The 8,562-nt window shown below is 69.4% G+C and carries 5 protein-coding genes; 3 read left to right on the top strand and 2 right to left on the bottom strand.

The annotated features are described in order from the left end of the window. The first annotated feature begins 363 nt into the window (after window positions 1-363). Window positions 364-2,349: a glycoside hydrolase family 97 catalytic domain-containing protein gene (locus tag ACI2L1_RS40405; protein ID WP_404744453.1), complete on the top strand. Its 1,986-nt coding sequence runs from the start codon at window positions 364-366 to the stop codon at window positions 2,347-2,349. Between the two features lie 489 nt (window positions 2,350-2,838). Here ACI2L1_RS40405 and ACI2L1_RS40400 read toward each other — a convergent pair whose 3' ends face one another. Next, window positions 2,839-5,028 (bottom strand): alpha-galactosidase, encoded by a 2,190-nt coding sequence (locus ACI2L1_RS40400; RefSeq protein WP_404744452.1) that lies wholly within the window; start codon window positions 5,026-5,028, stop codon window positions 2,839-2,841. A gap of 126 nt (window positions 5,029-5,154) precedes the next feature. Between ACI2L1_RS40400 and ACI2L1_RS40395 the strand changes: the two genes are divergently transcribed. After that, window positions 5,155-6,261, top strand: a complete 1,107-nt coding sequence (locus ACI2L1_RS40395) for a LacI family DNA-binding transcriptional regulator (protein WP_404744451.1) — start codon at window positions 5,155-5,157, stop codon at window positions 6,259-6,261. 294 nt (window positions 6,262-6,555) lie between these two features. Beyond that, entirely contained in the window at window positions 6,556-7,311 is a 756-nt protein-coding gene (locus tag ACI2L1_RS40390) for a class I SAM-dependent methyltransferase (RefSeq protein ID WP_404744488.1), read from the top strand. A 174-nt stretch (window positions 7,312-7,485) separates the two neighbouring features. Here ACI2L1_RS40390 and ACI2L1_RS40385 read toward each other — a convergent pair whose 3' ends face one another. Next, the gene (locus tag ACI2L1_RS40385) at window positions 7,486-8,232 is read right to left on the bottom strand and encodes a leucine-rich repeat domain-containing protein (RefSeq protein WP_404744450.1); all 747 of its coding nucleotides are present in this window, start codon (window positions 8,230-8,232) and stop codon (window positions 7,486-7,488) included. Window positions 8,233-8,562 lie beyond the last annotated feature (330 nt).

Raw genomic sequence — 8,562 nt, 5'->3', positions numbered from 1 at the left:
CCGGTCCGATCAGATCGGCGTACCCCTGAAGGCCCGCCGATGTCCCCTGTCGCCGCCGGCGCCACCGGCACCGGCACGGCACCGGCTCGTCATCGTCCTGGTCCGGGTGGCATTGCCGCTCGCCCCGGGGGGGGGTCGGCACACCGACTCGGCCAAAGGCGACCGCTAACTAGCGTCTGGCGTCTGGCGTCTGACACAGCGGCCCCACTTCAACGAGCGCCCCTACTGCGGGTCTTGACCCGGCTCGCCTCGGCGCGTAGAACATTCTTCGGCAGAAAACGTTTACCGACAGCGCACATCGTCATTCTTCACCCGGACCGAGCCGCGCGCCGACGCGGCCTCAACGGAGAGGCCCCTTGCACGATGAGAACCGCAGAGGACCGGGAAGAGCCCACGGCGGACAGAGCAGGCAGCCCCGGGGCGGTTTCCCGTCGGGGCGTCCTCAAGGGCACGGCCGTCACCGTCGGTCTGGCCGCGGCGGGAGTCGGCACCACACAGCCGGCCCACGCGGCCGACGAACCGCCCGGCGACGGGCGCGCCCTCTGCGCGACCGCGCGCATGGGCGGCAACGCCATCACGATGTCGGTCGTGGACGGAGCACTGCGGTGGTCCGTCCAGCACCAGGGCAGAACGGTGATCGACACGTCCGTCCTGGGCCTCGGGCTGAGCGACGGCACCGTCCTCGGCAGCCAGGTGACGGTGCGGCGGAACCGACACGCGACCACCCGCACCACCTGGACCCCGGTGTACGGGCGCAACGCCACCATCACCGACCACTACCAGGAGCAGCGCTGGGACCTGCGGGACACCGCCTCCGGAATCCGCTTCGGCGTGCAGATCCGCGCCTACAGGACCGGTGTCGCGCTGCGCTACCTCCTGCCCGACGAAGGCACGGTCACCGTCTCCGACGAACTGACCACGTTCGCCTTCCCGGACGACACCACCGTCTACAGCGCCCGCGACGAGGACGCCTACCTTCCGGTGGCGCCCGGCTCGATCCCGGTCACCGGCACCTCCACCACGGACAACGGCCCGCTGACCGACCTGCCGCTGACCGCCGCCCTCACGGACGGGCTCATCGCCTGCGTCTGCGAGTCCTCACGGCTGAACTTCCCGCGCCTGATGCTCCGTTCGGTCGACGGGCAACCGGGCACCCTGTCCGCGTTCCTGATGGAGCACACCGCCCGCGGCACCGGCCCGGTCGAGCCGGCCAGCACCGTCACGGCTCCGTTCGCCACACCGTGGCGCGCGGTAGTAATCGGTTCCACCCACGCGGAACTGGTCGACAACGCCGAGCTGGTGCTCAACCTGGCTCCGCCCAGCGCCCTCACCGACACGTCATGGATCAAACCGGGCAAGGTGTTCCGCTGCGAGCTCACCACCGCCGCAGGCCTCGCGGGCGTCGACTTCGCCGCGGCCCGAGGACTGGAGTACATCGAGTACGACGCCGGCTGGTACGGCCCCGAGTTCACCACGACCGACGCGACCAAGCCGATCACGGCCATCGACCTCCCGTCGGTCATCGCGTACGCCACGAGCAGGGGCATCGGCGTCTTCCTCTACGTCAACCGGCTCGCGCTGACCGACGCGGACTCCCTCTTCGGCCTCTACCGGAGCTGGGGCGTGCAGGGCATCAAGCTCGGCTTCATCAACGACGGCACGCAGACGATGACGAACCAGATCACCGACTGGGCCGCGGCGGCCGCCAAGTACGAGCTGCTGATCGACATGCACGACGACGTCCGGCCGTTCGGCTACGAACGCACCTACCCCAACTGGATCAGTCTGGAGGGTGTCCGGGGCAACGAGCAGTTCCCGACCGCCACCCACAACGTGACGCTTCCCTTCGCCCGCAACATCGGCGGCCCGATCGACTACACCATCTGCTACGGCCAGTCACGGGACAAGACGACCAACGCCCATCAGATGGCGATGGCCGCGGTGTACTACCAGCCCCTCAACTTCCTCTTCTGGTACGACAAGCCGTCCAAGTACGCCAACCCCGCGAACTGGCCGGGGCTGCCCTGGTTCAACGCCGTTCCCACGACCTGGGACGAGAGCCGGACCCTGGCCGGGTCGATCGGCGAGTACGTGGCGGTCGCCCGCCGAAACGGGGACACCTGGTACCTGGGGGCCATGACCGACGAGACGTCCCGGACCCTGTCGATCCCGCTGTCTTTCCTGGGGAGCGGAACCTACACGGCGACCGTCTACGGCGACGGCACCCCAGGCGCCGCCCCGTACCAGACCCCGGTCGTGGTAAGCACTCAGTCCGTCACCTCGGAGACCACACTGAGCGTGGCCATGGCCCCGGCCGGCGGCCAGGCGATCATCCTGAAACCGAGCTGACCGAGGCCGGTCGCCGACCGCCCGGTCCGGCCAGTCCTCCACGCGGGAGCCCGGCGCGTGCGGTGTGCCGGGTTCCCATGGGGCCGCCTCCTCAGACGCCTGGGCGATGACGTGGTCGGGCGGGCCGAGCACGATGCGGACATGCGCCGTACGCGGACCCGACGGGGCGTCCGGAGCGAACGCACCGGCCACGAACTCGATGCCGTCCGGCGGGCAGGTTGACCACCTGCCCGCCCCTGCCCTGCCCGACGGCGGCCAGCGGGCCAGGGCCCAGCTCGTCGACCAGGGCCACGAGGCCGCCCCGGCCAACTCCACCGGCGTGTTGCCCTCGTCCGGCAGGCGACGCCACGGAACCGCCCCGCCAACGCCTCCCCGAGCGAGGACCACTCCCTGCCGTCCCGCGTCCGCCGGACCACGCTCGACGCGGCACAGTTGCTCGGCTTGTGCCGCGTGGCGCCGGGCCGTCGTACCGAACACTGCCGCCAGGGGTCAGCCCTGCGTACCGATTCCTCCGAAGGCGATCAGCGCCGTCGTAGCGGACGACAGGCTCATGCGCAGGACCCGCGCACGGTCGTCCCAGTCGAGCGACGGCCCGGATCCGGTGGCGAACAGCGTCCGCGGCCGGTGTCCTTCGGGCATCCAGGGCAGCGGGACGGTCACCGCCTCCGGCGCTCCGTCGCGCCGGCACACGGTCAGCAGGGTCGAGTCGTCGTCCAGGGTCAGCGCGAGGGCGGTCCAGCCGTCCCGCCAGCCCGGGAGGCCCAGCGGCCAGTGGGGGCGGGCCGTCGGCAGGAGGTGGCGGTAGGTCTTGTACGTGTCCGACGCCCGCCGTACGACGGCCAGTTGCCGCTCGTCGAGCCGGTCGGGGCGTCCGCTCAGGTGGACGCGGCCGAGCAGGGCCGACGTCATGACCGTGCCGAGGTCGGCCTCGTTGTGCTCGGGCAGCGGGTAGGCCCAGATCGCACCCTGCTCGGGGGTGACGGCCGTGGGTGCGGCGGCCGCGATGGCGGGCAGCAGCCGGAAGTCCTGCTGGTCGGTGACGGAGTGGATGGGCAGCCGGGACAGGGTCGCGTGGTCGGTGCGGCTGCCGCCGGCCGCACAGCTCTCAAGGACCAGGCCGGGATGCCGGTCCATGACGCCGTCGAGCCAGTCGAGATAGGCACGGTTGTGGCGCAGCAGACCATCGCCGGGACCGCCCGTCCCGTCGCCGTCCGTACCGGCACCGATGTCGATGTTGTAGTCGAGCTTGAGGTATCCGACGCCGTGGTCACGCACCAGCCGGTCCACGACCGTGTCGAGGTGGTTACGGGCGGCCGGGTGCGTCAGGTCGAGCTGATGGCGTCCCCACTCCACCAGCCGTACGCCGTCCCGGCGGAAGAACGCCTCGTCGGGCAGGGCGGCGGCGACCGGGCTGCGCACACCTACCACTTCCGGCTCCAGCCACAGCCCCGGCACCATGCCCGCCGCGCGGACACGGTCCAGCACCTCGCGCAGGCCGCCGGGGAACCGGGTCGCCGACTCCTCCCACTCCCCCACCGCGTCCCACCAGCCCGGCACTCCGCCGGGGCCGACGGTGCCCGGTGGCTCGGTGTCGTACCAGCCCGCGTCGATGCAGAAGACCTCGGCGCCCGCCGCCGCGGCGGCGTCCACCAGGGGCAGGAGGGCGTCGGTGCTGGGCTCGCCCATCAGGCTGTTCATGAAGTCGTTGAAGACGACGGGCAGTTGATCGTGGTCGGGGTGCGGGCGGCGGGTGGCGCGCCGGTGCTCGGTCATCGCCCGCAGCGCCGCCTCGAAGCCGCCCGACTCGACCAGGGCGACCGCGGCCGGGACCGTACGGAAGGAGTCGCCGGGGGCGAGGCGGCGGCGCCACTGGTGTTCGCGGTCCGTCGGTCCGGACAGCAGCAGGTACACGTCGTCGAAGCGGTCGGCGACCTCGGCGTGCCAGGAACCGTTGTGCTCGATCTGCCACAGCAGGGCGCGGCCGGTCGCCGTCTCCTCGACGCAGCCCATCGGCAGGTACTCGGACGTGGACCAGGAGCCCGTACTGGTCACGGCGATCCGGTTCTTGGAGCCCGTCTGGCCGAACCGCACCATGCCGACGTCGTACAGGCCCCGCTCGGCGAGCGTGGCCCGCAACCAGCGGAACTCGCCGCTCCACGGGTTGGCGGCCAGCCACAGGGAGAGGTCGTCCTCCCAGCGCACACCGTCCGGGAGGTGACGGGCGAGGTTGGCCAGGGCGAGCGAGGAGACGTACTCCAGCGTGACCGGGCGGTCCCCGGCGTTGTGGACGCCGACTTCGGTGTGCAGCACCGCGATACGGTCGCGCAGTGTGTACGAGACGGTGGCGCGCAGCCCTGTCGTGGCGTCGGACAGATGGACCAGCAGGGTGCTCGCCTCGCCCTCCCGCCGCTCCTCGTGCCCGGCGTACCGGAGGTCGCGCGCCAATACTCCGTCCACATGGCGTTTACCGGACGTGCCCAGTCTGCCGCTGCCCGCGGTCTGCAGTTCGACGAGCGGCAGCGCGGTGCGGGCCAGGCGCGCGCAGACGTCGGGTTCACGCACCGGGTCGGGCAGGCCGGACGCCGCTCCCGCGGCCAGCAGCCGTGGCGGGTGGGCCGGGTCGTGAGCGATGAGAAGCGACAGCTCCTCGCTGCCCCAGCGCAGGTGGGTGGTGGACATGGCGGCTCCGGGAGGTGAAGAGGGGCGGGAGAGTGACTGGCGACAGAAAACGTTTACTCCCGACGGGAAGAGTACTTTTCCGAATGGCGGAGTAACAAGGCCGGACCGTGCAGTAACGTCTGAGCCGTGACGGACGCGGAAGAAGGGCCGATCGACGCCCCGGGGCGGAAGAAGGCGAAGCGGACGAGAAAGCCTGCCGACAGGCCCAGTACGATCCGCGATGTCGCCGCGAAGGCCGGTGTCTCCGTAGCAACCGTTTCCAGAACGCTGGCCGGCAACTACCCGGTGTCCGCGGAGACCAGGGAGCGGGTCATGGCCGCGGTCGGCTCCCTCCACTACGTCGTGAACGTCCACGCCAAGGCGCTCTCCGGACGCGTCGCCGGGCCCGTCGCCCTCGTGCTGCGTGACATCACCGGCCCGTCCCTCGCCCATGTGGCCGCGGGCGTGGAGGAGGAGGCCGGCAGCCGGGGCCGCCTCAGCCTGGTCTGCTCCACCCAGGGCGACACCGAGCGGGAGGACGATCTCGTCCAGCTCATGCGGGAACAGCACGCGGCGGCGGTCGTCCTCGTGGGCGGCACCGTGACGGACGACGCCTACCACCGCCGGATGGCCGACTACGCCACGGCGCTGGACTCCGCGGGATCCCGGCTGGTTCTGTGCGGCCGACCGCCGCTGCCGAACGGCGTGCCGGCCACGGTCGTGGACTACGACAACCGCGGCGGCGCCTTCCAGGCCACGTCACACCTGCTGACGGCCGGCCATCGGCGCGTCCTCTTCCTCGGCGGCGCCCCCGGCTTCAGCAGCGCGGAGGAGCGACGTCTCGGCCACCAGGACGCCCTGCGCGCCCATGGCACGCCGTACGCCGAGGAATTGGACACCGTCGGGGACTTCAGCCGGAAGTCGGGCTATCTGCGCACCCGGGAGGCGCTGCGCTCAGGAGTCGGGTTCACGGCGGTGTTCGCAGGGTCCGACATGGTCGCGCTGGGGGCGCTGGCCGCCCTGCGCGAGGCCGGTCTGAGCGTCCCTCGCGAGGTCTCCGTGGTCGGCTTCGACGACGTCCCGTTCGCCGCCGACCTGACCCCGGCCCTCACCACGGTCCGCGTCCCGTTCGAGGAACTCGGCCGCACCGCCGTACGTCTCGCCCTGGAGCGCGAGGTCGGCTTCGCGCCCGACGACCATGTCGTGCTGAGCACGCAGCTCGTGATCCGGGACTCGGTGCGGCCGGTCGGCTGAGCGTGGCCGCAGCGGGCGGCCCAGGCCGACCCGCACCGCAGGAGCCACGGTCGGCAACTATTGGAGTACGCGCGGGTTCCTACCGGCTGTTGGTGAGCATCACCACGGCATGTCAGCAGGCAGGAGCAGGAGTTACCGGTACGTCGCTCGATGGTGTGCGATTCAGGCGGTAACTCGCAGATTCTGCGAGCAGGGCCCGTAATTTGCTGGGTGCTAAAACCATTGGTACCCGGCTTGCTCCGCTGATGGACTGCCGTCCTACCGTTAGTCTGCCGCGTGACGGAGGTAGTGGTTGTGACAGGTTATGACGTGCTTGCCGAGGTGTACGAATGGCTCATCTCGGATGCAAAGTTGCCTCCAGCCGAGTTCGCTGCGTCGTTCGACGACGTCCTCAATCTCCTGCCGTCGAACGCTCACGTCCTCGACTGTTCGTGCGGAACCGGACAGTTGGCGGTTGGCCTCGCCGGTCGTGGCATGCAAGTTGTCGCAACTGACGCCAGCGAGGCGATGGTTCGTCGGACTTCAGAGTTGTCTGAGGAGTTCGGGGCATCCGTCCGGGCCGTACGGGCGAACTGGGAAGAGTTGCCCGACCATTTCCAGGACAACACGTTCGACATGGTGTTCTGCGTTGGCAACTCGCTTCACCATGCCACGGGCGCGACAGGCAGGGATGCTGCACTGGAGTCGATGTCACGGCTTCTGCGCCCCGGCGGGCGCTTGGTACTCACATCCCGTACTTGGGAACTCGTGAGGGCCAGAGGTTCCCGGCTGGAGATCAGTGACCGACTCGTCCGCCGGAGCGGTCGCGATGCCGTCGTGGTCTACCGCTGGGAGATTGCGTCGCATTGGGAGGAGGAGCACCACATCGAGATTGCGATCGCGCAAGTTGATGCGACCGGGTTGGTTCTTGTCCGCTCGGAACTGCTGTCCTGCTGGCCCTACCGGTACGAGGAACTCGAAGTCGAACTGCACCGGGTCGGACTCCAGACGGAACTGAGCACGTTCGATCTTGAGGCCGAGAACTACATGGTGGTCGCGAGCAAGGTATAAACACCGGACTCTCAGTCCCTGGCCGGACCGCGCGGTTGCTCGCAGGACGCTTGCGCCCCCTCATCGGTGCGGGTTCAAGTGGTCAACGCAACGCCTCGGACAAGGAGTGCTCGTCGATCAGACGGCGGTAGATCCGGGGTGACGGTGTGGCGCTGTTTCCTGGTCGCGTCCAGATCAATGAGCAGGATCTCGTCGATCAGCAGCGTGAACGGATGAACCAGACGGCGGCTGCTTGACCCCGCCGCCTGTGTGCGGCAGCCGCACGTAGTCCTCGGCGCCGGAGGGCAGGGCGGAAACGCATGCTGCCGAGCAGGCGTTGACCAGGAGAGGCAGGACGTCGGTGGCCACTCGAAAGGAGATCCACACTTGGTGGAGCCCACCCTGTTCGATCGGCCGATCGCAGACACTGCATCCACGGATGGCCGTGGTACCCCAGCGCCGGGCATCAAGCGCTGACAGGTCAAGATCAGTGACGGAAACTTGCGGCGGCTGTAGTCGAGGGAAAGGAGGACGGAGCTTGTAGTTGCCGAACAGTGCGCGGGTGCTCACCGTGCTCCGGACCAGCTTTGAGCATCTGGTGATCTCGTAGGGAAACCAGTGCAGCCGGTACGAGGTGTAGGGAGTGAGCTCCTCCAGGCTGGTCATCGCACCGATCTCGGGTGGTATCCGGACCAGGTTGCTGCCGTAGAGCACGAAGTGCTTGACCGCCGTCAGCTTGGCGATGCTCGTCGGCAGGGTGATGACCTGCCGACGCTCCTCGGTACTGAGGTCGACCAGAGGTCGGAACTCCTCCCGCCCGTCCTCCACCGCCTCGTCGATCAACTCCAGCAGATGTCGCCATCCAGCGGTCGAGGTGTCCTGGCGTTCGGCGTGGAAACCGACACGGGCTCGCGGATGCGGCTTGGCCTGGTCGAAGCACACGCACTCATCCCGGTAGGAAGCGCGTCCAACAGATGCCGGGTCCGACGTGTCGCCCCACCGGTTCACAAAGAGCCTCGGCTCTCCCCCATCCACCATGTGGCCAAGATACGGATCTTCATCTGGCCGGCCCAGTGCTTAATGGCCGGTGGAACCCGCTCCCCGAGCCGCCTCCAACGGTGGGCAGGGGGCCGGGTTCGTCGTCACACCAGTCCCGGAATCTGCGAACCCGCGCGTTTCTCACCAAACGGAAACGTCGCTCCGCCTCCGGTCCGGCTTGAACGGCAGTGCCGTGACCGTCGCCCCGATCTCACGCTGCGCTGTGCCGGGCCA

This window comes from Streptomyces sp. NPDC019531 (genome assembly GCF_044903305.1).
Classification (GTDB): Bacteria; Actinomycetota; Actinomycetes; order Streptomycetales; family Streptomycetaceae; genus Streptomyces.
Note: the sequence above shows the minus strand (reverse complement) of the source record. Positions and strands in the feature narration are given on the sequence as shown.

Bases quoted from the DNA above. Each gene is read 5' to 3' on its own strand.
- ACI2L1_RS40405 (WP_404744453.1), top strand. From the start codon at position 364: ATGAGAACCGCAGAGGACCGGGAAGAGCCCACGGCGGACAGAGCAGGC.
- ACI2L1_RS40400 (WP_404744452.1), bottom strand. From the start codon at position 5,028: ATGTCCACCACCCACCTGCGCTGGGGCAGCGAGGAGCTGTCGCTTCTC.